Origin of the sequence: Segatella albensis DSM 11370 = JCM 12258 (assembly GCF_000426565.1) — a bacterium.
In the GTDB taxonomy this organism is placed as follows: Bacteria; Bacteroidota; Bacteroidia; order Bacteroidales; family Bacteroidaceae; genus Prevotella; species Prevotella albensis.
Map to the genome: position 1 here is coordinate 38,700 of NZ_AUFP01000006.1, position 25,694 is coordinate 64,393.

The 25,694-nt window shown below is 41.8% G+C and carries 28 protein-coding genes; 5 read left to right on the forward strand and 23 right to left on the reverse strand.

All coding sequences use genetic code 11. The features are described 5' to 3' along the window. Positions 1–19 precede the first annotated feature (19 nt). Both K333_RS0104345 and K333_RS0104350 read left to right on the forward strand, forming a co-directional pair. Entirely contained in the window at positions 20–682 is a 663-nt protein-coding gene (locus K333_RS0104345; RefSeq protein WP_024989626.1) for a YiiX/YebB-like N1pC/P60 family cysteine hydrolase, read from the forward strand. A 9-nt stretch (positions 683–691) separates the two neighbouring features. Continuing rightward, on the forward strand, positions 692–973 hold the full coding sequence (locus K333_RS0104350; RefSeq protein WP_154652985.1) for a hypothetical protein: 282 nt from the start codon (positions 692–694) through the stop codon (positions 971–973). A 219-nt stretch (positions 974–1,192) separates the two neighbouring features. On the opposite strand, the gene K333_RS11920 is transcribed toward K333_RS0104350, so the two are convergent. The 15 genes from K333_RS11920 to K333_RS0104430 all read right to left on the reverse strand — a co-directional run bounded on the left by K333_RS11920 (position 1,193) and on the right by K333_RS0104430 (position 14,028). Beyond that, positions 1,193–1,756, reverse strand: coding sequence for a hypothetical protein (locus K333_RS11920; protein WP_024989624.1), 564 nt, complete (start codon positions 1,754–1,756; stop codon positions 1,193–1,195). Between the two features lie 168 nt (positions 1,757–1,924). Beyond that, positions 1,925–2,146, reverse strand: a complete 222-nt coding sequence (locus tag K333_RS13290; RefSeq protein ID WP_155807873.1) for a hypothetical protein — start codon at positions 2,144–2,146, stop codon at positions 1,925–1,927. Between the two features lie 608 nt (positions 2,147–2,754). Next, the gene (locus tag K333_RS0104370; protein WP_161624551.1) at positions 2,755–4,155 is read right to left on the reverse strand and encodes an HU family DNA-binding protein; all 1,401 of its coding nucleotides are present in this window, start codon (positions 4,153–4,155) and stop codon (positions 2,755–2,757) included. Continuing rightward, positions 4,148–4,444 carry an HU family DNA-binding protein gene (locus K333_RS0104375; protein WP_027452381.1) on the reverse strand — a complete coding sequence of 99 codons (297 nt, stop codon included), beginning with the start codon at positions 4,442–4,444 and terminating at the stop codon, positions 4,148–4,150. The genes K333_RS0104370 and K333_RS0104375 overlap by 8 nt, the downstream gene beginning before the upstream one ends. After that, a complete protein-coding gene (gene rimO / locus K333_RS0104380) occupies positions 4,441–5,739 on the reverse strand; it encodes a 30S ribosomal protein S12 methylthiotransferase RimO (protein ID WP_024989621.1) in 1,299 nt (432 codons plus the stop codon). The genes K333_RS0104375 and rimO overlap by 4 nt, the downstream gene beginning before the upstream one ends. Next, a complete protein-coding gene (gene ftsY / locus K333_RS0104385) occupies positions 5,736–6,692 on the reverse strand; it encodes a signal recognition particle-docking protein FtsY (RefSeq protein ID WP_027452382.1) in 957 nt (318 codons plus the stop codon). Before ftsY ends, rimO begins: the two co-directional genes overlap by 4 nt. Before the next feature lie 147 nt (positions 6,693–6,839). Further along, entirely contained in the window at positions 6,840–6,995 is a 156-nt protein-coding gene (locus K333_RS12885) for a DUF4295 domain-containing protein (protein WP_081657202.1), read from the reverse strand. Positions 6,996–7,020: 25 nt separating this feature from the next. After that, on the reverse strand, positions 7,021–7,209 hold the full coding sequence (gene rpmG / locus K333_RS0104395) for a 50S ribosomal protein L33 (RefSeq protein WP_004340645.1): 189 nt from the start codon (positions 7,207–7,209) through the stop codon (positions 7,021–7,023). A 5-nt stretch (positions 7,210–7,214) separates the two neighbouring features. After that, positions 7,215–7,478, reverse strand: coding sequence for a 50S ribosomal protein L28 (rpmB, locus tag K333_RS0104400; RefSeq protein ID WP_024989620.1), 264 nt, complete (start codon positions 7,476–7,478; stop codon positions 7,215–7,217). A 125-nt stretch (positions 7,479–7,603) separates the two neighbouring features. After that, entirely contained in the window at positions 7,604–8,113 is a 510-nt protein-coding gene (locus K333_RS0104405) for a CinA family protein (protein ID WP_024989619.1), read from the reverse strand. Positions 8,114–8,126: 13 nt separating this feature from the next. Continuing rightward, positions 8,127–9,161, reverse strand: a complete 1,035-nt coding sequence (tsaD, locus tag K333_RS0104410) for a tRNA (adenosine(37)-N6)-threonylcarbamoyltransferase complex transferase subunit TsaD (RefSeq protein ID WP_024989618.1) — start codon at positions 9,159–9,161, stop codon at positions 8,127–8,129. A gap of 3 nt (positions 9,162–9,164) precedes the next feature. Then, the gene (gene map / locus K333_RS0104415) at positions 9,165–10,028 is read right to left on the reverse strand and encodes a type I methionyl aminopeptidase (protein WP_027452383.1); all 864 of its coding nucleotides are present in this window, start codon (positions 10,026–10,028) and stop codon (positions 9,165–9,167) included. Positions 10,029–10,189: 161 nt separating this feature from the next. Continuing rightward, on the reverse strand, positions 10,190–12,982 hold the full coding sequence (gene metH / locus K333_RS11925; RefSeq protein ID WP_036886098.1) for a methionine synthase: 2,793 nt from the start codon (positions 12,980–12,982) through the stop codon (positions 10,190–10,192). Positions 12,983–13,018: 36 nt separating this feature from the next. Further along, positions 13,019–13,498: an SsrA-binding protein SmpB gene (gene smpB / locus K333_RS0104425; RefSeq protein WP_024989617.1), complete on the reverse strand. Its 480-nt coding sequence runs from the start codon at positions 13,496–13,498 to the stop codon at positions 13,019–13,021. Between the two features lie 2 nt (positions 13,499–13,500). After that, entirely contained in the window at positions 13,501–14,028 is a 528-nt protein-coding gene (locus K333_RS0104430; protein WP_024989616.1) for a DMP19 family protein, read from the reverse strand. Positions 14,029–14,212: 184 nt separating this feature from the next. On the opposite strand from K333_RS0104430, the gene K333_RS0104435 reads away from it, so the two are divergent. The 3 genes from K333_RS0104435 (at position 14,213) to K333_RS0104450 (ending at position 17,877) form a co-directional block, all read left to right on the forward strand. Next, positions 14,213–14,914 carry an iron-sulfur cluster assembly scaffold protein gene (locus K333_RS0104435; RefSeq protein WP_024989615.1) on the forward strand — a complete coding sequence of 234 codons (702 nt, stop codon included), beginning with the start codon at positions 14,213–14,215 and terminating at the stop codon, positions 14,912–14,914. A 12-nt stretch (positions 14,915–14,926) separates the two neighbouring features. Further along, entirely contained in the window at positions 14,927–15,940 is a 1,014-nt protein-coding gene (locus tag K333_RS0104440) for a GGGtGRT protein (RefSeq protein ID WP_024989614.1), read from the forward strand. A 728-nt stretch (positions 15,941–16,668) separates the two neighbouring features. After that, positions 16,669–17,877 carry an L-serine ammonia-lyase gene (locus K333_RS0104450; RefSeq protein WP_024989612.1) on the forward strand — a complete coding sequence of 403 codons (1,209 nt, stop codon included), beginning with the start codon at positions 16,669–16,671 and terminating at the stop codon, positions 17,875–17,877. A 26-nt stretch (positions 17,878–17,903) separates the two neighbouring features. On the opposite strand, the gene K333_RS0104455 is transcribed toward K333_RS0104450, so the two are convergent. From K333_RS0104455 to K333_RS0104490, 8 genes are all read right to left on the reverse strand, one after another. Continuing rightward, entirely contained in the window at positions 17,904–19,259 is a 1,356-nt protein-coding gene (locus K333_RS0104455) for an alanine/glycine:cation symporter family protein (RefSeq protein ID WP_024989611.1), read from the reverse strand. Between the two features lie 203 nt (positions 19,260–19,462). After that, complete coding sequence (gene galE / locus K333_RS0104460) at positions 19,463–20,500, reverse strand: UDP-glucose 4-epimerase GalE (protein WP_024989610.1); 1,038 nt, start codon at positions 20,498–20,500, stop codon at positions 19,463–19,465. A 91-nt stretch (positions 20,501–20,591) separates the two neighbouring features. Beyond that, positions 20,592–21,194, reverse strand: coding sequence for an electron transport complex subunit RsxA (gene rsxA, locus K333_RS0104465; protein WP_024989609.1), 603 nt, complete (start codon positions 21,192–21,194; stop codon positions 20,592–20,594). A gap of 3 nt (positions 21,195–21,197) precedes the next feature. Then, the gene (gene rsxE, locus K333_RS0104470; protein WP_024989608.1) at positions 21,198–21,785 is read right to left on the reverse strand and encodes an electron transport complex subunit RsxE; all 588 of its coding nucleotides are present in this window, start codon (positions 21,783–21,785) and stop codon (positions 21,198–21,200) included. Between the two features lie 3 nt (positions 21,786–21,788). Continuing rightward, positions 21,789–22,412 carry an RnfABCDGE type electron transport complex subunit G gene (locus K333_RS0104475; RefSeq protein ID WP_027452384.1) on the reverse strand — a complete coding sequence of 208 codons (624 nt, stop codon included), beginning with the start codon at positions 22,410–22,412 and terminating at the stop codon, positions 21,789–21,791. Positions 22,413–22,440: 28 nt separating this feature from the next. Continuing rightward, complete coding sequence (locus tag K333_RS0104480; protein WP_024989607.1) at positions 22,441–23,433, reverse strand: RnfABCDGE type electron transport complex subunit D; 993 nt, start codon at positions 23,431–23,433, stop codon at positions 22,441–22,443. Positions 23,434–23,445: 12 nt separating this feature from the next. Beyond that, positions 23,446–24,795: an electron transport complex subunit RsxC gene (gene rsxC, locus K333_RS0104485; protein ID WP_036886068.1), complete on the reverse strand. Its 1,350-nt coding sequence runs from the start codon at positions 24,793–24,795 to the stop codon at positions 23,446–23,448. Next, entirely contained in the window at positions 24,792–25,679 is an 888-nt protein-coding gene (locus tag K333_RS0104490) for a Fe-S cluster domain-containing protein (RefSeq protein ID WP_024989605.1), read from the reverse strand. The genes rsxC and K333_RS0104490 overlap by 4 nt, the downstream gene beginning before the upstream one ends. Between the last annotated feature and the right edge of the window lie 15 nt (positions 25,680–25,694).

Consider the following 25,694-nt stretch of genomic DNA (forward strand, 5'->3'; position numbering starts at 1 on the left):
TGCATTCAAAATAGTTAGTATGATGATAAAGGTTTTAAGATTTGTGTGTATTATGATGGCTGTGACAGGTTTCATGCCTGTATGTGCACAGCAGATTTCTCCGGCAGAAAATTGTGTACTTACGGTATCGCAGCTCAAGCCGGGCGATCTACTTTTTGTTATTAATAACAAAGGAAATGCAATTACAGATGTGACGAATGGGTATCATGGCAAACAGATAGATCATGTGGCATTTGTAATCAACAATAAAGGGATGATAGCTGAAGCGACCACTCGTAAAGGCGTTGGATTGACAGACATCCGTAAATTTATGGATCATGGCTCTCGCGATAGTTGCCGATCGGAGTTTTTGGTGGGAAGAGTGAACATTCCTTATTCATGGAGGAAGACCCTCCGAAATTACCGTAGATATGAACATCTCCCCTACGATTCCCTATTTATGCCTGATGATAAGGCTATGTATTGTAGTGAACTGGTACAGAAATGTTATGTAGATGCCAAGGGTAAACGTATTTTCAATACTATCCCGATGTCGTTCCATAATAAGAAAGGTGAAATAACCGACTTTTGGAAAATGTTCTATAGTCGAAAAGGATTGAAAGTTCCAGAGGGAGAGCCTGGTACTAATCCAGGACAATTATCGAGGGATGAACACGTGACGATCATTGGATATTTAAAGTAATGGGGAAGCATGATATCTTCTTATGCCATCACCCTCCCCCATATGCATCATAATATCTGCTCCACACTATTCAACTCCTGCTGGTATATGACCCCACGCTCCTTCGAGAAGAAATCTATCGTAAGAGCAGCGAGAGCAATAAGGATGAGCGCCAAGGCAGAGGAACAAAGCCAAGGTGCGGCGCAGAAGGCGAACACGCAGATGCCAATGACCATCATGACGGCAGAGACGATGATAGGTTGCGGATATAGGTTGGTCAAGAAGCCGAATTACGTGCTGGCAGATATGTAATGCCATCAGCCGTTTCGTACCAATCCAGCTCCGAAAATTATCGACATTTCGTTTTTCCAATACTCTAAATACTCTGCTACGCCCAATGGACAAACCAAACGCTTGACTTTCGACCGCAAATCACCGTCACAACTACCAAAAATATCAATAGTATCTTCATCGTTTTGCGCATTCTCCTTAATTATTTACCTACAGTTAATTGTCTTTTTACATTCATAATTATGCGACCAAGGCCAACAAAGGAAGGGTGACGATCAAACTACCGATATTAGGCATCGTCTTAGTAGGTTGGTTTGAGAGATACGTATTAATGAGGACAACACGAAGCATAGCCCTGGCATCCATATTCTGAAGTAACACGAACAATTCCTCGTCGATCTCGGCATAAGCAAAGGCCTCACGCATCGCCTTCACGGAATAGCCGCCCTTGGGCAGTTCTTTTTTCTCCTTATTCTTCTGTGAGAACGGAGCAACATCAGCAACCATCATCGTGCTAGGCCCCTTCTCTATCAGCCACCAGAAATCCTCGTGTTGCATATGGAAAAACGGCTTCGTGATGTCAGCCTTAAATACCGTTGAACGTCCTAAATATCTGCTCCACAGAGCCTTAAACTTATCCTCTAGCGTATCCGTTAGAGCGATACGGGGCGAAACGATGTATCCTTCCTCTATCAGGTCGATGACGGAGAGTAACAATATCGCCTTATGTGGAGCTTTATACCTTTTTGTTATATTGGTATGAAGGGATGAAAAAGCTTTAACGTAATTACTAAGTTCTGACATGTTATGTTATGTTATTTTAGTTTTTAGTTGTAATATTCTTGCAAATTTACAAATTTTAATTTTTCTGCGCAAGGACTTCTCAAAAAATAATTTCCTTTCTTCACGACATTCCATTCAAACCACCAGCACTCACGTGTTGGTGGTTCTTCTATTTTTTGATTTTTTATCTTATTTTTTACCATAAAGAAGCTTATATACAATCATGTATAGTTTTCGTGTTTTTAGTCCAAATTTAACTTCATAATGAGGATTTATAAAAAATGCGACAAGATTCACTATTGTATAATCTGTTCCTTTTAAAACTTTTTCAAAGAACTCCATAGAGCATTTTGTTTGTCTTATGTTCATTAACCCCTTTATGTAACCAGTCTCTTCTTTTCCGATTTTCAATATATCCTTATAAGTAAATCTTGGCGGGAGATGAATTAAAGGTATATTCAACAAACGAAGTATGAAATACAGAATGATTTACAAAGGAACTAAAAGAAATCTTTTGTAATATTTAAACTTTGATTCAGATACTGTTAAAGTTTTGTGCTCATTCTAGAACAAACAAGAACCTAATGAGCTCTCAAAATACAGAAAAGCCCTCCCTCTAAAAGTTGATCTTTCGAACGAAGTTAACTGCATCGGCTTATACAGTTAACTTCGTAAGCTCACGCGAATAGGTTTATAGCCTTATATAGTTAACTTAATAAGCTTATATTCCCAGTATATTTTGATGACAGAATACACATCAAAACATAACTTATTGATAATCAAGCATTTGCCTTTTGATTACATTTTTAAAATTCATAATCAACCCCGCCATTAATTCAGAATTTGCAAATTATGAACGTCTTTCTTCGGTTGAGAATTAAGGAATTTAATGTTCTTTAAATGTCCCTGAATTCAAATTGATAATGCAAATTACTAGTATTTAAATATCAATCAAATAATTAAACTTAGTCCGTCAAACTTCAAAAAAAATCCCGACATCATGTCGGGATACTCTTTCGTTATTTCTTTTTCTTAAGTTTAAGTTTCGGAATCTTTACGGATTGTCCTTCTTTGATAGGACCATTACCATTTAAGGCTTCAAGATAACATTCCATACCGGAACCAAGATATGTTCTGCTGATGCTTGCTAAGGTCTGTCCCTTCTTGGCCTTTATTGTTTGTTCTACTCCTATAATACTATATGCTCCTGTGCGTACACGAGGGTCTGCATCATATTTACTCGTGGCAACTTCTTGAGCCATTGTTGCCTTCGCGTTAGCAGCAACTCCCTTTGTTACCGATTCAGTAGTTTTTTGCTTAGCTTCACCCGTTGGCACCTTAGCCTCATTTGCTTTCTGGGTAGCGGCAACCAAAGCTTCATGCTCGCGGAGAAGTCGGATGCTATCAACCTTTGCCTTTTCCAAGACTTTAGGATCTATTGCAGAAGTAGCTACAGATTGGGCGTTGGTCTTCGCCTTAGTGGCTGCCTTCTGAGCAACAGACTGGTTATTCTTAGCAAGTTGAATCTCTAGTTCTGCCAAACGTTGCGACTGAGCATTATAGTTGTATAACAAAAAACCGAAGCTTCCTACGATCAATAGTAATGCTATTCCACACATCCAATATATCTGACGTGGAATTCCGGAAGTTGCTGAAACATTTGAGGTTACAGAGATTGATTCTATATCATGTTCAGTATCTTCAACCTTCTTATTAGAAGGAATAACGTTTTTGGGCTCGCTCGTCGGCTTTGCTATCGATTCGCTTGTAGGGCCAGCAATTGTTTCGTCGATTGGCTCGTTTACCGGTTCAGCGATCTCTACAATCGACTCGTTTGCAGGTTTTGAGATTTCTGTGATTGGTTTCGCTTCAACTTCCGGTTCAATCTTTGCAGTCACCTCCTCACAAGGAATGACAACATCTTTATCCTCCGTTGACTTTACAATTGGTTGCTCGACAGATTCCTCTATTGGTTTGGCAGGTTCTTCTGTCTGCTCTTCTACCGGTCTCTCAATTGGTTCAGCAACAGGTTTCGGTTCTATAGGAATCTCCGGAGCCAATCCGCCTTTATATTTATCATCAATCGGTTGGAAATCAACTCCATCGTTGATGACAACAGTCTCAAACTGAGCAAACGGTTTGTTAACGATTTCCTTGAGGATATTATCGGGCGTAAAATTGATTTTATCCCTACCCTCGATAAGGATACGTTCGCCGGTATTCACATTAATACTTTCACGATCCTTTACAGAAGTGACCTTGAAAGTACCGAGTCCTTTGATTTTCACGAGTTTTTCCTCTGCCAACCCCACGTTAGCAGTCTCGAACATCTGTCGGACGAATTTCTCGGCGGCATCCTGAGTAAGGCGATGTTTCTCGACAAGTCTACTTGCTAATATTTCTATTACGCTCTTATTCATTCTTACCTCCATTCTTTAATTTTTCCTTGATAGAGGCAACAGGCCGGAAGTTGAGTACCAATTTCGGAGGTACAAGCATTCGTTGCTTCGTAGTAGGATTCACCATGATCCTCTCCATGCGCTTCTTTACCTCGAAAGTTCCGAAACTTGGTATAGATATGGAGGTATGTGGGTCCACCTCGATGAGTTCTATCATACCATCGATGACCGTACGCACAAGTTTCTGGGTGTCTTCTTGTGTATACTCCGTAGAGGACGATAATTTGGCTATGTATTCCTTATTGTTCATACTACTTCTCCATAAAGGTCGAATTCGTCGCTATCACTTATTTTCACATCGTAGAATTTTCCTACATATAGAGTTTTCTTTGCTACAGGAATCAAAACTTCCGGGTCTACATCCGGAGAACAGAATTCCGTACGACCGATATAATAATCGCCTTCCTTACGGTCGATGATGACTTTCATGACCTTCCCCACCTTTTGGGCTTCTATCTCCGTAGAAATCTCCTGTTGGATGGCCATGAGCTCATCAAGTCTACTTTGTTTCACATCTGCAGGTACATCATCTTCATAATGTTCGGCGCTATAGGTTCCCTCCTCTTCAGAATAAGCGAAAGCCCCCATTCTCTCAAACTTGGCCCATCTCACAAACTCCTTGAGTTCTTCGAAATCCTGTTCGGTCTCTCCAGGGAATCCCACCATCAACGTTGTTCGGATATGGATACCCGGAACGCGTTCGCGGATGGCCTTGATGAGGTCGATGGTCTCTTGTTTTGAGACATGACGATGCATACGGTCCAACATATGGTCGCTGATATGTTGTAATGCGATATCGAGATATTTGCATACGTTAGGTTTCTCGCGCATAACATCCAATAAATCCATCGGGAATTGGTTAGGATATGCATAATGCAGGCGAATCCACTTCACGCCCGGAATATCAGCCATTTCGGAGATGAGTTCTGTGATATGATGCTTGCCATCGATATCCACGCCATAGAAAGTGAGTTCCTGAGCTATGATCTGGAATTCCTTTACTCCATCTGCCACCAACTCTCTTATCTCGTTGAGGATGTCTTCCTTAGGGCGACTGGTATGTTTACCTGTAATGATAGGGATGGCGCAATAGGCACAATGGCGGTCGCATCCTTCTGCTATCTTCACGTATGCATAATGATGTGGAGTGGTAAGATGGCGACGCCCATCACATGAAGGAACGTCAGCCTTGCCTAATTCCTTGAGCAGTTGTTTATAATTGAATTTTCCATAGAATTTATCCACCTCTGGTATCTCCTTCTCCAGTTCGTCCTTATAACGTTGGGAAAGGCATCCCATGACATACAACTTGCGCAGGCGGCCCTCATTTTTAGCCTGTACGAATTCGAGGATCGTATTGATACTTTCCTCTTTGGCTGATTCTATAAATCCACAGGTGTTGATTACGGCAATCTCACCTTGTGGGCGTTTACTATCGTGCACACAATGGTATCCGTTGGCTTCGAACTGTTTCATCAATAACTCGGAATCCACCAAGTTCTTGCTACAGCCCATCGTGATGATATCTATCTGATTTTTCTTCATTCTCCTTTAAAAAGACTATCTACAAATTCTCGTTTATTGAATAGTTGCAAATCTTCCATGCCTTCACCCAGTCCGATATACTTGACAGGTACTTTGAGTTGGTCGCTAATACCTATCACGACTCCACCCTTGGCGGTTCCGTCGAGTTTGGTGATGGCCAAACTAGTGATACTCGTTACCGCCGAGAATTGTTTGGCCTGTTCGAATGCATTCTGTCCGGTACTTCCATCCAACACGAGCATTACCTCGTCGGGAGCTTCCGGAAGGACCTTCTTCATAACATCCTTGATTTTCTTGAGTTCGTTCATCAAACCTACTTTGTTGTGAAGTCTTCCAGCTGTATCGATGAGTACGACATCTGCACCATTGGCCTTCGCACTCTGTAAGGTATCAAAGGCCACAGAGGCTGGATCGCTTCCCATCTGCTGTTTGACGACTGGTACTCCAACACGTTCGCCCCAGATGGAGATCTGTTCTACGGCTGCGGCTCGGAAGGTATCGGCGGCTCCGAGATATACTTTCTTACCGGCTTTCTTGAATTGGTAGGCCAACTTACCGATTGTGGTGGTCTTGCCTACACCATTCACGCCTACGACCAAGATAACATAAGGTTTATGGTCGGAAGGCAAATCCCAGTTGTCGTTATCGTCAGAATGATTTTCAGAGAGAAGATTTGCGATTTCTTCTCGTAGGATACCATTTAGTTCAGATGTAGAAACATACTTGTCACGTGCTACACGCTCCTCTATTCTCTCAATAATCTTGACAGTAGTGTCGACTCCAACATCAGAAGAAATCAAGATTTCCTCAAGATTATCTAGAACATCATCATCTACTTTAGATTTTCCGGCTACAGCACGAGCCAACTTTCCGAAGACGCTTTCCTTCGTCTTCTCCAGACCTTTGTCGAGTGTTTCCTTTTTGTTTTTATTAAATAAACCAAATAGTCCCATAATGCATTATTTTTTGCAAAGATAATATAAGTTAGTCAAAAAAACAAATTTCTCGACATCTTTCCTGTTAGAAAGAACCCAACAAACAAAGAAAAAGGCCATGTCGTTTCCGACACAGCCTTTTATTATTTGGTATAAATTTACGACTTACTTGAAAAAGTCTTTTACAGCCTCGTTAGGAACCATCTTCTCTTCGAAGATATAAGCGCCAGTCTTAGGGCTCTTGACCATTTTGATCACTTTTGAATAAGCGCGACCATCCGTTGAACCTTCATGGAGGGTAGCGACCGCTTTCTTTGCCATATCTTATATGTTTTTTAAAGGGTTATTACTTAATCTCCTTATGAAGAGTCATCTTCTTGAGGATAGGATTATACTTCATGAGCTCAAGACGCTCAGGAGTATTCTTACGATTCTTTGTTGTCACGTAACGGCTTGTACCAGGAAGACCTGAGTTCTTCATTTCTGTGCACTCAAGGATAACCTGTACTCTATTTCCTTTAGCTTTCTTTGCCATGATAATTATTCTCCTATAACTTTAATGTCCTTCCAGTCAATATAGCCTTTAGAAACAGCCTGCTTAAGGGCTGCATCAAGACCTACCTTGTTAATGAGACGAAGACCAGCTGCGCTAATCTTGAGGCTAATCCAGCAACCCTCTTCTACATAGTAGAATTTCTTGCTGAAAAGGTTAACGTCAAAGCTGCGCTTAGTATGGTGCTTTGAGTGAGACACATTACAACCTAATTGTGCCTTCTTTCCTGTAATCTGACAAATCTTAGACATTTCTATCTTTAATTTTGTAATTCGTTAATTGATACCTATTCCAAACAGGTTGCAAAATTACAATAATTTCTATAAAATGCAAAATTTTTCTTCGAAGAATTTGAAAATTTAAGGAAAATTATAATTTAAGCTTTCTTCAAATCTTCTTTATGCTCGTCTAAATAGTCGAGAAGCAGGCGCATGGCCTTGTTGGTCGCTATGGCCAAATTGATATCTCTTCCGAAATCTTCTTCCAGTTTGAAGGCGTGTACGTCTTCTTTGCTACCATAGCCTATCCATATTGTACCCACTGGTATTTCCTTGGTTCCTCCGGTAGGACCTGCCACTCCTGTTGCCGAGATGGCATAATCGGTATGTAGGGCTTCGCAGGCGCCTTTTACCATTTCTATGGCCACTTCCTCGCAGACGGCAGTTTTTTCTTCCAGAACCTGATGGCTCACCTTGAGGATATTTTCCTTTACTTCGTTGGTATAACTTACGATTCCACCCTTAAAGTAAGCACTCGCTCCAGGTGTTGCGATGATAGCTTCTGCTATTCTTCCACCGGTACAACTTTCGGCCGTACCTATAGTCTTGTCGGTATCATACAACGCCTCCTGTATCTGTTTACTTAATATCTTGCTTTCTAATTCCATGTATCTCTTTGTTTTATTTAAAAGTAACTTTGCTATAAGCGGGAAGATCGATGGATGCGAAATCCTTGTCTTTGTACTTGAATGTACCCACACAAGCGATCATGGCAGCATTATCCGTGGTATAACTGAACTTTGGAATATAGATAGTCCAACCGTATTTAGCTGCATGCTCCTTGAAACTGTTTCGCAGACCATTATTGGCACTTACTCCTCCTGCTACGGCTACGTGTTTGATACCAGTCTGCTTTACAGCCATTCGGAGTTTCTTCATCAGAATGTCCACGATGGTATGTTCCAAACTGGCTGCCAAGTCTTCCTTATGATGTTCTACGAAATCAGGATCTTGCTCTACCCATTTGCGAAGGCTATACAAGAAAGATGTCTTCAAGCCGGAGAAACTATAGTTGAGCCCCGGAATATGTGGTTCAGAGAAGTTGTAGGCCAAAGGGTTACCCTTACGTGCCAACTTGTCGATGATAGGACCGCCCGGATAACCGAGTCCCATTACCTTTGAGCATTTATCGATAGCCTCTCCTGCTGCGTCATCGATGGTCTGTCCCAGTACTTCCATGTCATTATAGGCATTTACCTTGACGATCTGGGAGTTTCCGCCGGAAACCAACAAACAGATGAAAGGTAATGGTGGCATATGGTTATCATCGTCGCTTTCCTTGATGAAATGGGCCATCACGTGTCCTTGAAGATGGTTAACGTCGATCATAGGAATCTCGAGACTACGGGCAAATCCTTTGGCAAAACTTACACCTACCAATAATGAGCCCATCAGGCCCGGACCTCTGGTGAAGGCCACAGCACTCAGTTGTTCCTTCGTGATACCAGCACGTTTGATGGCTTGGTCTACTACAGGTACGACATTCTGTTGATGTGCTCTTGAGGCCAACTCTGGCACGACACCTCCGTAAGCCTTGTGTACTTCTTGCGAAGCCGTTACATTGCTTAATAATACCCCATTCTTCAAAACGGCGGCAGAAGTGTCGTCGCAAGAAGATTCGATACCTAATATATATATATCTTCTTGATTATCCATCTCTTAATATGATAAAATTTCAACACCCGTTTCTGTCATCAAGAATGTATGTTCCCATTGGGCAGAAGGTTTTTCATCTCCTGTGATAACTTCCCATCCATAAGGGTCGTCAGCATCGATGAATACTTTCCATGTACCCATGTTGATCATAGGTTCGATGGTGAAAACCATTCCCGGTACCAAGAGCATGCCTGTACCCTTATGGCCGAAATGAAGGATCTCCGGAGCCTCGTGCATTTCGAGACCTACGCCATGACCGCATAAGTCGCGAACCACGCCATAGTGGTATTTTTCGGCATGCTTCTGTATAGCATGACCGATGTCGCCGACAAAGCAATAAGGTTTTGCGGCAGCAGCACCAATCTCAAGACATTCCTTGGTAACCTTCACCAATTGCTCTTTTTCCGGAGTTGTCTTGCCTCCTATGATGAACATACGAGATGCGTCACCATAATAGCCGTCTACGCTAAGGGTCATATCGACATTCACGATATCGCCTTCTTCCAAGACATCTTCTTCTTTAGGGATGCCATGGCATACAACCTCGTTGATACTTGTACAAACGCTTTTTGGGAAACCTTCGTAATTCAGACACGCAGGAATAGCATTATGGTCTTTGCAATACTGCATACAGATATCGTCAATTTCCTGTGTCGTCATACCTACATGGATAGCCTCTGCCACAGCATCAAGACATCCTGTATTCACAGCTCCTGCCTTCCGGATTCCTTCGATTTGCTCAGGGGTTCTGATCATATCGCGTGTCGGAACTAATTTGCCTTTGTTTTCCCAATACATTACCTGCTTATCTAGTTCTGTCAAAGGTTGACCTGGCAGGCAATGCCATCTTTTCTTTTTACTGAACATTGCTTAAACGTTTAAATCTGCGTGCAAAGATACAAAATCTCTCGGAAATCCTATGAATAATTCTTATTTTTTAATTTATTCTCTGTTTTTTACGATCGTTTTGTGGTTGTTTTTCGTGGGATAGAATGTATAGCATCCTATATCAAGGAAGAATGGTTTGCTTAGTCGAAGAGGTGTAGTTTATTCTTGCGTGCATCCTCGAGGCTGACAATATGCTCTTGTTCTCGTTGATAGTTTCTGCGTAGGTTCTCATACTTCTCGTCCAATTCCTCACTAACTTTCGTTTTCTCGTCCTGGTTCATCAGTCGAGCTGCGATCAAAGGGTTCTGACTGGCATCTTTCATCCATAGTACAGGACCATTATACACAGGTGCTATCTTGAGGGCTACGTGTAATTGACTTGTCGTAGCTCCACCTATCATAATAGGTATTTCGAGATTCGCCTTTTTGAGTTCTTCGGCTACATGAACCATTTCTTCAAGCGAAGGGGTTATAAGTCCTGATAATCCAATGATATCCACCTTCTCTTCTATGGCTTTCTTTACAATCTGTTCGGCAGGTACCATCACACCCATGTCAATGACCTCGTAGTTGTTGCAGGCCATCACCACAGAGACGATATTCTTTCCGATATCATGCACGTCGCCCTTTACTGTGGCAAGTAGGACCTTACCAGCTTTCGAAGGCATCTCGTTCTGCTTTTCCTTCTCGATATAAGGTTGCAGATAAGCTACAGCTTGCTTCATCGTACGAGCGGTCTTCACAACTTGTGGCAGAAACATCTTACCCTCGCCAAACAATTTTCCTACTTCGTTCATACCGTCCATGAGCGGCCCTTCGATAATGTTTACAGCATGAGGATATTCCCGGATAGCTTCCTCTAAATCCTGTGAGAGATAATCAGGAATACCTTTTCGCAGAGCATAAGCCAACCTTTCATCAAGGGAAAGGGAACGCCACTCCTCCACTTTTGTTTGCTGTTGAGGATTGACAATCTGTTTTTCCTTTTCGGCATCAGCCTTTTCTTTTATTTCATTGGCCAACTCTACCAATCTCTCGGCCGGAGAGATATCCTCTTCACAATTCTTACGATCCAGGACTACATCCTCTATAATTTTAAGTTGTTCTTTAGGTATATCAACATAAGTTACTTTCGTTGAAGGATTTACGATTCCAAAGTCCATACCGTTATCGATGGCATGATACAAGAAAACGGCATGCATGGCCTCTCGGATATAGTTGATTCCTCTGAATGAAAAAGACAGATTACTTACACCACCACTCACATGAGCTCCTGGCAGATTTTGGTGTATCCATCTAGTAGCACGTATAAAGTCGAGAGCATATCCATCATGTTCTTCAATACCTGTAGCTATTGACAAGATATTAGGGTCGAAGATGATATCCAAAGGATTCATGCCGACTTGGTCGACGAGGATGCGGTAGGCGCGTTCCGCTATTTCTATCTTACGTTCGTAGGTGGTAGCCTGCCCTATTTCGTCGAAGCACATCACAACGCAGGCAGCCCCATACCTCTTCACATCTTTGGCATGAGCTATAAATTCCGCCTCTCCATTCTTCAACGACAGAGAATTAACGATACTCTTACCTTGGACACATTTAAGTCCTGCTATGATAACATCCCATTTCGACGAGTCTATCATCACAGGTACTTTAGCAATATCCGGTTCTCCCGCGATCATATTCAAGAAGTTCACCATTTCCGCCTTAGCATCAAGAAGACCATCGTCCATATTGATATCTATCACCAGAGCGCCATCAGCTACCTGCTTGCGGGCGATGGAGAGTGCTTCGTCGTATTTCTTTTCTTTGATCAATCGTAGAAATTTTCGACTTCCGGCCACGTTACATCTCTCGCCTACATTAACAAACTTTACATCAGGATTTACCTCTAACATCTCGAGACCTGACAATTGCATATAACGAGATCTTTCTACTGGAACATGCGGATGCTTACCTATAACGAATTGAGCATATCGCGCGATAAATTCGTCTGTTGTACCGCAGCATCCACCAATGACATTCACCAAACCTTCGTCTACATATTCCTGCATCTGAGGAGCCATGGAATCGGCAGTTTCGTCATACAGACCCATCTCGTTAGGCAGACCAGCATTAGGATATACTGTGATATAATAAGGAGCTTTACTTGCCAGTTCGGTGATATACGGTTTCATTTGGCGTGCACCAAACGAACAGTTCAGACCTATGGAAAATATAGGATATGTACTGATACTAGCCAAAAAAGCATCCAAGGTTTGACCGCTTAGAGTTCGACCTGCCAAATCGCTAATGGTCACACTAAGCATGATCGGTAGCTCTATGCCATGCTTTTCCATCTCTTGGCAGGCTGCATCAATGGCGACCTTACAGTTCAAAGTGTCGAAAATGGTCTCTATGAGGAAGCCATCCACACCTCCTTCGATAAGCCCTCGAATCTGTTCGCTATAAGCATCAAAGAGTTCATCATAGGTTAGGTCTCGTATGGCAGGATTGCTGACATCCGGAGACATCGAACAAGTCTTGTTGGTTGGTCCCACAGACCCCAGCACATAGCGCGGTTTATCGGCCGACTGAAATTCATCGGCACAAATTCTCGCCAACTTAGCTCCTTGCAAAGCCATGTCATAGCTATGGTCTTCCAAATGATAATCGGCTTGGGAGATGCGTTGTGAAGAAAACGTATTCGTTTCTATCAGATCGGCACCAGCCTTCAGGTATCTTCTATGAATATCGCACACAACATCAGGACGTGTAAGATTGAGCATATCGTTATTCCCCTTATACGTGGTTATCTTGCCCAACTCCTCACGATATAGTGGCAGATTCCCCCTGAAATCCTGTTCGGAGAGATTGTACGACTGCACCATCGTGCCCATGGCACCATCAAGCACCAACACCTTTTTCTTTACAACATCCTGAAGTTTTTTCATCCTTAAATTAGTGATTATCTAGTACATATATTTATATTAGTAATGCTTCATCGCCCTATCCATCTCGCGCTTATCCTGTTTCTCGCGAAGCGTCTGCCGCTTATCAAATTCCTTCTTACCTTTAGCCACGGCGATATCCATCTTAGCCCTTCCATGAGCATCGATGAAGACCAATGTAGGCACGATAGTATAACCGATTTGCTTTTGCGCCTCTTCCAAGCGATGAATCTCCCGTTTGTTGAGCAAAAGTTTGCGATCGCGCTTCATCTCATGATTAGTATAACCCCCATAGAAATAAGGAGATATACTCATCCCTTTCACCCAAACTTCACCTTTGTATATTACACAGAAAGAGTCGACCAAAGAGGCTTTTCCCGCGCGAATGCTTTTAATTTCCGTACCGGTAAGGACGATACCCGCTGTAAAAGTATCCGTGAAGAAATATTCGAAAGAAGCCTTTTTGTTTCTTATTTGGATAGGACTTTTCTTTCTGAGTTCCTGTTCTTCCTTATTCATAATTACTTATCAATAACAATAAAGTTCTCAATATGATTGTCAATATATCTTGCAATCTCCTCCGTCCACAGTTCCTCCTTGTCCACGAACTCATCATCGAAGTCGTCGAAGAAAGAGAAGCGTTCAAAGAGCGCCATAAATTCATCATCCGAGCAATCCTTCTCTATTTCCTCATGATTCTTACAATATAGCACATGACTCTTGTTGATCAGTCGATATAGTTCCCTCAGCTCGGCACACCCCTCGCAAAGACTCCAGTTACGGAAAGCCTTATCCGTAGGGTTCATCCAGATAAATCCCCCATATCCATTATAGATAAGTTGGATAAATCCCCCATCCATCACCTCTCGATGCAAAATGTCCCAAGCCAACAGCGTGATTTGGTCAGCATTAAGTTCCGCGATGTTATCAGCATTAAGTTCTCCTCCGATATTCTGAAGAATACTATCAATAAAGAGCTGAACGAAAGCATCCATGCCCTCTCCAGCAGCCTTGCGCAAATCTGAATCTTTAACGTGTACAGTAATCATAAAATTGCTATTTTGACTTTGCAAAGTTACGAAAAAAATCGAATTATAGACTATTCTCGACAGAAATGATGGTTAAAGAGTTAAAAAGTATAACCGAGATATGATGGTTTTCAAAGTTTTTTTGTAATTTTGCGGGTGCAATTGAAGAATTTATTAATATATTCATTAAATAAATTTAGCGAATATGATTTATTCAAAAGAAGTCGACAATATGTGCGTTGTCGCTAAAGGTCCTAACCACGGACCAGCTCCAATTCCTGAAGAGGGAAAATGGATCAAGGCAAAAGAGATTAAGGATATCTCTGGTTACACACACGGTGTGGGTTGGTGTGCTCCTCAGCAGGGTGCATGTAAGCTCTCTTTGAACATCAAAGAGGGTGTTATTCAGGAGTGCTTGGTAGAGACAATCGGTTGTACTGGTATGACTCACTCAGCAGCTATGGCATCTGAGATTCTTCCAGGTAAGACTATTCTCGAGGCTCTGAATACCGACCTTGTATGTGACGCTATCAACACAGCTATGCGTGAGTTATTCCTTCAGATCGTTTACGGTCGTTCACAGAGTGCGTTCTCTGAGAATGGTCTTGTAATCGGTGCAGGTCTTGAGGACCTTGGTAAGGGTCTTCGCTCTCAGACTGGTACTCTTTATGGTACAGTTGCTAAGGGTACCCGTTACCTCGAGTTGACCGAAGGTTACATCACAAAGATGTTCTTGGATAAGGACAGTCAGGTTTGTGGTTATGAGTATGTTCACCTGGGCAAGATGATGGAAGCTATCAAGAATGGTATGGACGCAAACGAGGCTGTGAAGAAGTTCACAGGTCGTTATGGCCGTACTACTGCCGAGCAGGGTGTTGTTAAATCTATTGACCCACGTAAAGAATAAGGAGATACAGCTATGATTAGAAAAGTAAATTATGAAAGTCAGGAGCGTCGTGAGAAGCAAGTTCTTGCTGCACTTAACGCTAACGGCATCAAAAACCTCGAAGAGGCTAATGAGATTTGCGATAAATTAGGTATCGATCCTTATCAGATTTGCGAAGACACACAGCGTATCTGCTTTGAGAATGCAAAGTGGGCTTATGTAGCTGGTACAGCTATTGCTATCAAGAAAGGTGCTAAGTCTGCTGCTGAGTGTGCAGAGGCTATTGGTATCGGTTTGCAGGCATTCTGTATTCCTGGTTCTGTAGCTGACGATCGTAAGGTAGGTCTTGGTCATGGTAACTTGGCAGCTCGTCTGCTCCGCGAGGAGACAGAGTGCTTCGCTTTCTTGGCAGGTCACGAGTCATTCGCTGCTGCTGAGGGTGCTATCAAGATTGCAGAGATGGCAAACAAGGTTCGTAAGAATCCTTTGCGTGTTATCTTGAACGGTCTTGGTAAGGATGCTGCTCAGATCATCAGCCGTATCAACGGTTTCACATATGTACAGACTCAATTCGACTATGCAACAGGTAAGGTAAACGTTGTTAAGGAGATTGCATACTCAGACGGTCCTCGTGCTAAGGTAAAGTGCTATGGTGCTGACGATGTTCGTGAGGGTGTAGCTATCCTTTGGAAGGAGAACGTTGATGTTTCTATTACCGGTAACTCAACTAACCCTACCCGTTTCCAGCATCCAGTAGCTGGTACATACAAGAAGGAGCGTCTTGCTGCTGGCAAGCCATACTTCTCAGTAGCTTCTGGTGGTGGTACAGGTCGTACCCTTCACCCAGATAACATGGCTGCAGGTCCTGCTTCTTATGGTATGACCGATACTATGGGTCGTATGCACTCAGATGCTCAGTTTGCTGGTTCTTCTTCAGTTCCTGCACACGTTGAGATGATGGGCTTCCTTGGTATGGGTAACAACCCTATGGTAGGTGCTACTGTAGCTGTAGCTGTTCAGACAGACCTTCTTTTGAACAAGAAGTAATCTTGAGACAACATAAAAAGCTAATCCCTGTAATCCTTTTTGGGTTACAGGGATTTTTTTATCACATTTGTTGCATTATCAATTTGAATTCGCCAAAGTTTAAAATACCTTTCATTCCTAAATTTTCACCTTTAAAAATATGCTCATAATTCGTGAATTTAGAATTAATGATTGGATTGGTATGAATATTGAAAATATGAGTGAAATATAATTCGCTGATAATCAAATAGTTATATTTAAGCACCTATATTTTATCATACATATATTCGGGAAAATCGGCTTATTCAGTTAACTATGTAAGGCTACATACCTATTCGCGTGAACTTACGAAGTTAACTTCGTAAGACGATGAAGTTAACTTCATTCAGAAGAGCAGATTTTTGAGATGTATTTTTTATACTATTGAGCGATTCTATGCTCTTCGTATGTTCTAGATGAAGCAAATAAGCGGTCACTTCTCCTTTTAACAGTCCTATGGCGAAGGTTTAAATATTATAAAAATATGGTTATCAGATAAAACTTATGTATTTACCGGTCATACCGTTCATAGAAATTTTATCAAACTATATTTTTCATACTAAAATAAAATCTTTCATTTTAAAATGAAACCAAAAAGGAAATGCAAATAACTATTTGTAACTTATACAGAAAACGATTTCTAATAATCATAGAAATAAGAGGTATAAAAAATTATTGTCCGTAACTTTGTAACATATTCGAATTCAAATATGGAGTCACTCAAAAATTTATATCGGATAGGTAACGGACCATCCAGCAGCCATACGATGGCACCACAACATGCGTCAATGATTTTTGCAGAGAAATGCCCTCAAGCATATAAATATGTAGTAACCCTCTATGGTAGTCTTGCTGCTACAGGACGTGGGCACATGACTGATCAAGCTATCATAAACGTACTGCAACAACATGGATATGTCGAGATAGAATGGCATCCTGAAATCCGCCTCCCATTCCACCCTAACGGTATGAAATTTGAAGGCTTTAGCAATGATGGACGCTTATTAGACAGTTGGACGGTATACAGTATAGGCGGAGGAGCGCTCTCCGAAGGTAAAGAATATGACATGTTCAGCGTCACCAACACATATGCTCTAAAAAATCTATCGGAAATTATGGCATGGTGTTACGACAACGGCCGTAACTTCTGGGAATATGTAGAAATGTGTGAACAAAAGGATATATGGGATTTCCTGCAGAAGATCTGGCATGCAATGCAAAAATGCGTGGAAGCCGGGTTAGACAACGATGGCGTACTTCCTGGTCCACTACATCTTTCACGCAAGGCTTCGGGATATTACTCCAGAGCTGGTAAATATTCTTCTGCTGCTCGGGACAAATCTCTCATCTATGCCTATGCTCTAGCCGCTAGCGAGGAAAATGCAGCCGGTCATACTGTCGTTACGGCCCCTACTTGTGGAGCTTGTGGCGTGCTACCTGCTGTGCTATATCATCTCAAGAATACTCAAGGACTTTCTGAAACTCGTATTCTCAGAGCTTTAGCCACAGCCGGACTTATCGGTAATGTCGTGAAGCAAAATGCATCCATTAGTGGTGCAGAAGTTGGATGTCAAGGCGAAGTTGGTGTGGCTTGTGCAATGGCTGCTGCTGCAGCTTGTCAACTTTTGGGCGGTAGTCCGTCACAAATAGAATATGCTGCAGAAATAGGTTTGGAGCATCACCTTGGAATGACTTGTGACCCTATAGCTGGTATGGTACAGATACCATGTATCGAGCGTAATGCTTTTGCTGCTACCAGAGCTCTTGATGCACAGCTCTATGCTATTCAAAGTGATGGAAAGCATCGTGTCACATTCGATAAAGTCGTTGCTGTTATGAAACAAACGGGACATGACTTACCGTCACTCTACAAGGAGACTAGCATGGGAGGACTTGCTACCAGTCTTGACATTCCTTAAAAAGGAAATCCATATCCCCCTACCCCTTATTCATTCATATCTTTTTCAAGGTTATCACGCCAAAGATATTTTCTCGTTTCATGTACGATGATGCCATTGAGCAGAAGCAGAGAGAGCAGGTTCGGGATAGCCATGAGCGCATTCATGCAATCGGCAATATTCCACACTACCCCCAAACTGGCAATACTACCAAAGAAGATGGCGATGATATACACTAGGCGATAAGCATACATCAACTTCTTACCACTGAGGTACTCCATGGCTCGCTCACCATAATAACTCCATCCCAATATTGTACTAAAGGCAAATGTGAGCAGACCGAAAGTAAGCAATGGTTCTCCGATATAGGGTATCTTACTGAATGCCTCTTTGGTAAGCGTTGCACCATTAGAAAAATCAATATCTGGATAAGCGATGATGCTGCTCACAATGACAATACCAGTAAGTGCACAGATGACAACAGTATCCCAGAATGTTCCCGTAGAAGATACTAATGCCTGGCGCACAGGATTACGCGTTTGCGCAGCCGCTGCCACAATAGGTGCGGAACCCAAACCTGATTCATTAGAGAATAATCCACGTGCTATACCAAATCGGGCAGCCATGATTACTGATGCACCAGCAAAACCTCCACCTACTGCACTAGGATCAAATGCTGAACGGATGATAAGAGAAACTGCCGATGGTATATAGTTGTAATTTACACCTATAATATATAGGCACCCTAATACGTAGAAGAGGGCCATGAATGGTACAAGAAATTCGCACACTTTGGCAATACTCTTCACTCCACCCAACAGTACTGCAGCAACTAAAAGGCAGATAACACTTCCACTAATATAAGGTGATATATGATAGGTGTTTTGGGCTATCGTAGATATAGCATTCGCCTGCACCGTATTGCCGATACCAAAAGCAGCAACGGCCGTGAAAAAAGCAAAAAGAACTGCTAACCATTTCTGTCCTAGTCCTTTTTCCAAGGCATACATCGGACCTCCAAGCATCTTTCCTTTTTTTGTTTTTTGACGATATTTGATAGAGAGAAGTCCTTCAGAATATTTTGTGGCAATTCCGAACACACCCGTTATCCAGCACCAAAAGACTGCACCGGGACCTCCCAAGGAGATTGCTGTGGCTATACCAATAATATTTCCCGTACCAATGGTGGCAGCAAGAGCGGTAGATAAGGCACCAAACTGTGAGACATCGCCTTTTGCATGCTTGTCACGGGATACCGACAGTTTGATTGCCAGCCATATCTTGCGCTGTGGAAATCGCAGGCGGATGGTAAGGAAGATGTGAGTGCCCAACAATAAAATGATCATTGGCCATCCCCAAAGAAATGTACTTATATTCTCAAAAAAACTATTTATCAACTCCATTTTTGTGTCACTTTGGTGATTATTATTGTGCAAAGGTATACAAAATGGTACGATTTTGCAAATTTGAAGAACAGAAATGTTTAAGATATCTGTTATTATGCAAAATAAAAACGTAAATACCCCCCGACATCACGTCGGAGGGCACAACAACACAAACACAAATATAGTAGCCCGAAAGCTTACTATTATATTATAAATTACTATTACATTATACCATCTTCACGAAGTTTCTTCTGCCATTTCCAAGCACTCACTAAGACGTCAGAAAGTGGGGTCTCAGCTTTCCAACCTAACACCTTGTTAGCCTTGGTACAGTCACCCCAGATCTTTTCAATATCGCCCTCACGACGTGGACCGTATTTCCAGTTCAACTTTACACCTGTGGCTTTTTCAAAAGTCTCAACGATTTCCAGTGTAGAATTTCCCTTTCCTGTGCCGATATTGAAATATTCAATAGCGTCAGTATCTTCGTCAAGTACACGAGTCATAGCGGCAACGTGAGCCTTAGCCAGATCTACTACATAGATATAGTCACGGATGCAAGTGCCATCTTCTGTATCGTAGTCGTTTCCAAAGATCGTAAGTTCTTTGCGAATCCCCATAGCTGTCTGGGTAACGTAAGGGATCAAATTGGCAGGAACACCATTTGGAAGTTCACCAATCAAGGCTGATGGATGTGCTCCGATAGGATTAAAATATCTCAGTACAATACTCTTGATATTAGCACCACTATGAATATAATCATAGATAATCTGCTCATTGATTTCCTTGGTGTTACCATAAGGAGAGGTTGCTTTCTGGTGAGGTGCATCCTCAGTAACAGGAAGATTCTCTGGTTTAGGCTGTCCATAAACAGTACAGCTAGAAGAGAAGATAATGCCCTTAACATCATACTTAGGCATAAGTTCGAGCAAATTGACAAGTGATACTATATTATTGCGATAATAAAGTAATGGCTTCTGTACACTCTCGCCTACTGCCTTAGAGGCTGCAAAATGAATAATACCGACAATTTCCGGATATTTCTGAAATACCTTTTCTGTCGCTTCCTTATCACGAAGGTCTACATTCTCAAAGGCTGGTCGTACACCAGTAATTTTTTCAATACCGTCAAGTACTTCTATTTTAGAATTACTCAAATTATCTACTATTACAACATTGTATCCCGCTTGTTGCAGTTCTACTGTGGTATGACTTCCGATGAAACCTGTACCACCTGTAACTAAAATTGTCTGTTTCATAATGCTATTAGTTATTATACGACAAAGGTACACATTTTTTTAGAAATATGTACCTTTGAGAGTTTTAATTTTCAAATATTTTCTATAACGATTAACCTAATCCAAACAGGGTACGCAATCCGCTCTCTAATCCGGAGAATCCCATGAAGGCTAAACTCAGAAGTCCTGCAGTAATCAGCACGATACTCATCCCCTGCATTCCCTTAGGGATTTTTACAAGCGAAAGTTGCTCGCGAATACCTGCAAAGAGAACCAAAGACAGAGCAAAGCCAAGAGCTGTAGAAAATGCATAGATAACACTCTCCATCAAGCTATAGTCTTTCTGAATTACCAATATAGCTACACCAAGTACAGCACAGTTGGTGGTGATAAGTGGTAGGAAGATACCCAAAGCTTGATATAATACAGGGGATACTTTCTTTAGAATGATCTCAACCATCTGCACCAAAGCTGCTATAATAAGAATGAATGACAGTGTCTGTAGGTATTGCAATCCCAACGGGTTCAATACATAAACCTGAACCAGATAAGTAACAATCGTAGAGAGCGTGAGCACAAAGGTTACCGCTGCACCCATACCCAAAGAGGTATCTATCTTCTTGGATACTCCCAGGAACGGACAAATGCCGAGAAACTGAGATAAAACGATGTTATTGACAAAAATTGCCGAGATAAATATTAATAAATACTCCATAGTTTATGCCTTTTTGAATTTATTAAATAGTGCAACTAGATAGCCTAAAGAAATAAAGGCTCCAGGAGGCAACACAAACAAAAGAATGTTGCAGGTTTCGGGTAATAATCGAACTCCAAAGATACTACCTGCTCCTAACAATTCTCTTACTACACCTAAAATCGTAAGTCCCATGGTAAAGCCAAGGCCTATTCCTAATCCATCGAAGATACTGGAAATAGGACTATTCTTACAGGCAAAACTTTCGGCACGTCCCAGAATAATGCAGTTTACTACTATCAACGGGATATATATGCCCAATGCATCGTTGATACTCTGTGGGGCATAAGCACTCATAAACATCTGCAAGATAGTAACAAAGGCTGCTATCACAACTATAAAAACCGGAATACGCACCATGTCTGGGGTAATCTTCTTGATACATGAGATAACAAAATTTGTACATACAAGTACTGCCATTGTGGATAATCCCATGGACAAGCCATTTATACCACTGGTGGTTGTGGCCAGTGTCGGACACATACCGAGGAAAAGTACAAAAGTAGGATTTTCCTTGATAAGTCCATTCAGTAATATTTTAAGATTGCTCATACCCTATCTCCTTTCTTGTTTTGTTTGAGTGTCTTTGTTGTGTTTCATATACACCTTGTATGCCTGATTGATTGCCTTGAGAAAGGCTCGACTAGTAATCGTAGAAGCTGTGATGGCATCTATCGCATTACCATTCTTGTCATCCTTGCTCACATGCAGTTCGCCATCTTTTGGATTCAGTCCGATAACACTTCCCTTGTTGCCTTTTTGAAACCAAGTTCCTGCCTTCATTCCAAGTCCTGGTGTCTCGGATGTTGATAGGATGGTATAACCCAGAATGCAACCATTCACATCGAAACCTACCAACACCTTTAGTTCTCCACCAAACCCCATTGTAGTGCTTTCTACTGCAGATCCCAGAGATTGTCCAGTAGCATTGTTTACCTTATGTATGGTAAAAGAGAACTGTTTACCGTCTATTCTCTCATTTACAACTTCTGGTGCGGCTACTGATATATCAGATGAGCCCATCACTTTCTTGATACCCTCAGCAAGTGTCTGTTCAGCCTTTGTCCGAATTGGTCCTTCGGTGATATGGTTGACATAAGCCAAAATAGCTCCTACTATCAAGGCTACACCGACGAGCACAAGTATCATATTGGATAAAGATGATTTAATTTTTTCCATCTTCAAATATGTTTTTTTAGATTATATACTATTTTTGTTTTTCACCAAATCGCTTAGGTTTGACATAGGTGTTGATGAGTGGTGTAAATGCATTCATAATGAGAATGGCAAAACTCATACCCTCAGGATAGCTGCCCCAGTTGCGAATGACGATAGTAAGGAATCCGATAGCTACACCATAGATAATCTGGCCCTTATGAGTCATCGGACTTGTCACATAGTCGGTAGCCATAAAGATGGCTCCCAGCATCAGTCCTCCTGTGAAAACCTCGGTAAGAGGATCAGCATAAACAGGATTAGCCAGATGAAGAATGCCACTAAAGATTATTACTGTGCCTATAATAGAAACAGGAATATGCCAGGTGATTACTTTCTTCCACAGCAAATAACACAAACCTAAGAGAAGAGCCAATGCGCATACTTCGCCGATAGTACCAAGTCCGAGATTAGGATTTGAACCCAAAAGGAGCTGAGTAGCATCAGGCAACTGATTGAGTACAGAAGCATCGCCTGACTTGATCGCTGTCTTCATAATAGATAGTGGTGTAGCTCCTGTCTGTGCATCCATATATTTCAGCCAATGACCGGATGTTGGCCATGAGGTCATCTGAGCAGGGAAACTTACCAATAAGAAGCAACGACCTACCAAAGCTGGATTGAAAGGGTTATTGCCTAATCCACCAAAAGTCATTTTGCCAATACCTATCGCTACAAGTGCACCAACCATAACAATCCATATCGGGAGATTACTAGGAAGGTTCATACCTAATAATAGACCTGTAACAATAGCAGAGCCATCACTAATAGAAGGGTTAACCTTAAGGATATATCTAGAAATAGCCCATTCTATAAATACACACGATGCAACACTGCTCAGCAACACCACTGCTGAACCAATTCCAAAATATATTAAAGAGACTAATATGGCTGGAATAAGTGCAATGACTACTCCATACATATTCTTCTCGACCGTCTCATTTCCATGAGCATGGGGTGAAAGAGAAACTATTAATTTTCCCATCTTTATTATGATTTATTTCTTTTGTCTACTTTTAATGATACTCATCACTGCGCCTTTACCTTGCAAGATGTTATCGAGTATAGGGCGATGAGAAGGACACGTGAACTGACATGATCCACAACTGATGCAACTTGTGACATCTTCTTGCTCCAAACGCTCGTATTCTTTCATACTCGACAATGTGGCAAGCAGATATGGTTCTAATCCCATAGGACAGGCATCGACACATTTACCACAACGAATACATGGTTGGATGCTCTTTCTATGTGCATCAAAACCCGAAAGTACTGTAATAGAGTTAGTACCCTTGCATACTGGCACATCCAAACTCATTACCGCTTTACCCATCATCGGACCGCCTGCAAGTACCTTATTGTCACCATCAGGTAATCCGCCACAAGAGTCTATCAATTGACTAAATGGCGTTCCCATTCTTACCAAAAAGTTGCCTGGATTCTTGATTTCTTTGCCTGTAACAGTGGTATATCTCTCAAAGAGGGGCTTATGTTTCATTACTGCCTGATACACAGCAAAAGCTGTTCCTACATTCTGCACAATAGCACCTACATTTACAGGAATAGCAGGTGGTGCTGGTACTTGACGATGAATCACAGCATCCACCAACTGTTTTTCTCCTCCCTGAGGATATTTCTTAGCAAGTGGTACAATCTCTATATTCTGAATGTCAGCAGTTTTTTCCTCAAATAGTTGAATAGCTTTAGGTTTATTATCTTCTATACCGATATAGGCTTTGTCTACTTTGGCAGCTTTCATCAACAGACGAACGCCCTCAATGATTTCATCACTGTGTTCCATCATCAGGCGATAATCAGATGTGATATATGGTTCACATTCTACACCATTAATGATAACACACTCTGCCTTAGCAGTAGGTGGAGGACAAAGTTTGATAAATGTAGGGAAACCTGCTCCACCCATACCTGTGACTCCTGCGACTTTGATTCTCTCAATAATCTCCTCAGGAGTTAGTTCAGGATGATCAGAAAGTTTTTCTAGTTTATCTGTTCTGTCTATATTCTCTTCCCATTCATCACCTTCTACATTGATGATAATCACTGGTTTTCTATATCCAGTAGCATCAATACTGGTATCAATCTTTGCAACTGTTCCCGAAACAGAACTGTAAATAGGAGCACTTACAAAGCCACCAGCTTCTGCAATCAATGTTCCAACCTTTACTTTGTCTCCACGCTGTACAACAGGTTTTGCAGGGGCTCCAATATGCTGACTCAAAGGAAATATTGCTTGCTTAGGGAGAGCAGCAACCTGCGTAGACATCTCTGCGGTAATCTTATTCTCATCAGGATGTACACCTCCTAAATGAAATGTATGTATTTTCATGCTTTCTCCTCCTCTTTTATATTACTCTCTGTCTTCTCTATATTGGCAGTTGATTTGCGTACTGGGAAATTTACTTTAACGATAGCTCCGGTAGGACATTCGTCAACACACTTTGTACACATTCTACATTTATTGTAGTCTATATAAGATAGATTATTCTCTATCGTGATAGCCTCGAATTTACATACCTTCTGACACTTTCCGCATCCTATACATGCTACAGCACAGTTTTTCCGAGCAACTGCTCCTTTATCTTTGTTAACACATTGCACATAAACTCTACGACCTTTAGGACCTTTCTTTCGCAACTCCATAATATGTCGCGGACAAGCCTTGGTACATGCTCCACATGAGGTACATTTTTCTTCATCGACCTCTGGTAAACCTGTGGATGGATTGATATGAATGGCATCAAACTGACAAGCAGCAACGCAATCTCCACATCCTAGGCAGCCATATCCGCATCCCGTTTCACCTGCACAGGTAGAATGCATGGCAGCACAAGTATGCAAACCATCATATTCGGCAATACGTGGACGGAATTCACACGTTCCATTACATCTTACAACAGCCACCATAGGCTCTGTGTTTGCCATGGCCATACCTAGGAGGTCTGATACTTTATTCATCACAAGATCACCTCCTACTGGACAACGCAGACCATCAATACTTCCTTTGTCTGCTCCCTTAACAAGTGCATCTGCCATACCAGAACATCCGGCAAATCCGCATCCACCACAATTAGCTCCTGGCAACAGGTCGATAACCTGACCAATGCGCGGATCTTCGGTTACAGCAAACTTTTTAGAAACGAAATACAGCACTAACGATGAAACTAATGCTATGGTTCCTAAAACAAGCACTGCAATAATAATAAAATTCATAATCTGTATTTGCTT